Consider the following 1,306-nt stretch of genomic DNA (forward strand, 5'->3'; position numbering starts at 1 on the left):
TGAGCTGCCCCGAGTTTCGTAGAGTCCGATCTTGATGGTTCAGGCGGACTGCGGGGTTTGCTCCTGGCTCCGCCAGAAGGCTTGCTCGTATTCGGCGGGCGGTACGTAGTCGAGTGCGGAGTGGAGGCGTTCTTCGTTGTACCAGGTGATCCACTGGAAGATCGCCCGCTCGACCTGGTCGACGTCCTTCCAGGGGCCCTGCATCTCGATGAGCTCGGCCTTGAAGGTGCCGTTCAGGGCCTCGGCCATCGCGTTGTCGTACGAGTCCGCAACCGAGCCGACCGATGCGGAGGCGCCGATGTCGGACAGCCGGTCGGTGTACCGAATTGATACGTATTGCGACCCACGGTCGCTGTGATGAATGAGGCCGGAGTCCTTCTTGATCTTCCGTCTCCACAGCGCCATCTCGAGGGCTTCCAGCGGAAGTTCGGTCCGCATATGGTTCGCGACCTGCCAGCCGACGATCATCCGTGAGTACACGTCCAGGACGAATGCCACGTATGCCCAGCCGGACCAGGTGCGGACGTAGGTCATGTCTGCCACCCAGAGCTGGTCGGGCCGGGAGGCGGTGAAGTCGCGGTCGACCAGGTCTGGCGGGCGGGGTGCCGACGGCTCCGGGATGGTGGTGCGGCGGCGCCGGCCGCGGATGACGCCCTCCAGGCCCAGCTCGAGCATCAGCCGCTCGACGGTGCAGCGGGCCACCTCGTGGCCCTTGCGCCGAAGGGCGCGGGTGATCCGGCGGGCGCCATAGGTGCCGCCCGATTCCGTGTGGACCTGCTCGATCAGCGGCATCAGCTGCTCGTCGCGGAGCCGGCGGGCCGACTTCGGTCGCTTCTTGCGGGCGAAGTACGTCGACGGCGACAGCTGGAGCACCCGGCAGACGGGATCGACCCCGAGACCTCTGTCACGCAGGTGGTCTATCACCTGCTCGGCCTCGTCCGGGGACGGTCGATCTCCTGGGCAAAAAACACCGACGCGGCTTTCAAGATCTCGTTCGCCCGCTTCAACTCGGCGTTCTCCTTGCGGAGTTGCTTCAGTTCATCACGCTCAGCGCTGGTCAGCCGGTCGTCGCGTTCGCCGTGATCAGCCTCAGTCTGGCGGACCCAGCCACGCAGGGCTTCCTTGTGGATGCCCAGGTCCTTCGCGACGTGCGCGATGGGGCGGCCGGTGGTGCGGACCTCGCGGATCGCGCGCTCCCGGAGTTCATCCGGGTACTTACGTGGTGCAGGCATGGTGCTCGTGGATCTCCTTCGCCAGGATCGTAACCCTGGCATCAGGGACTCCACGAATCTCAGTACAGCTCACC

1 protein-coding gene is annotated in these 1,306 nt (G+C 65.5%); it reads right to left on the minus strand.

The genetic code is table 11. From position 1 onward, the window contains the following. Positions 1-39: 39 nt before the first annotated feature. Positions 40-1,232, minus strand: a protein-coding gene (locus IE271_RS40985; RefSeq protein WP_373308927.1) for an IS3 family transposase whose coding sequence is annotated in 2 segments (ribosomal slippage) — positions 40-968 and positions 968-1,232 — 1,194 coding nt in all. Because the reading frame shifts where the segments join, the coding sequence is not laid out codon by codon here. Positions 1,233-1,306 lie beyond the last annotated feature (74 nt).

Source organism: Streptomyces minutiscleroticus (assembly GCF_014650875.1).
Taxonomy (GTDB): domain Bacteria; phylum Actinomycetota; class Actinomycetes; order Streptomycetales; family Streptomycetaceae; genus Streptomyces; species Streptomyces minutiscleroticus.